The sequence below is a fragment of the Thermoproteus sp. CP80 genome (assembly GCF_002077075.2).
Lineage (GTDB): Archaea > Thermoproteota > Thermoprotei > Thermoproteales > Thermoproteaceae > Thermoproteus.
In genome coordinates this window covers 1-272 of the sequence record NZ_LCWM02000080.1, presented here as the reverse complement: position 1 = coordinate 272, position 272 = coordinate 1, and the positions used below count along the sequence as shown (strand labels likewise).

The following is a 272-nucleotide window of genomic DNA, read 5'->3' as shown; positions in this document are numbered from 1 at the left end:
TCCAGTATCTGCTCCTTGGTTTTGCCCTCTGTGTTTATGCCTAGGTTCTTGGCCACCTCCAGCAGCTTCCTGTATTCCTCGTCCTCGCCTGCGGCCAGGCCTTGGGAGGCCCTTCTGAACTCGTGCAGGGCCTGCCCGAGGCCCTTGGCCAGGGCGGGGAGCTTTGAGGGGCCCCATATGAGGAGGATGACCACGGCGATCAGTATTATGAGCCAGTCCTGGCCCGTGATGAACAGCCACATATACGGCCAAACCCCACAACCATAAAAACC

Annotated in this window: 1 protein-coding gene; it reads right to left on the bottom strand. The window is 58.8% G+C overall.

Annotation, left to right across the window (positions count from 1 at the left end; genetic code table 11):
* On the bottom strand, nucleotides 1-242 hold a 242-nt coding region (locus B7L68_RS08470; protein ID WP_081247210.1), incomplete at its 3' end, for a twin-arginine translocase TatA/TatE family subunit.
* Nucleotides 243-272: the final 30 nt, after the last annotated feature.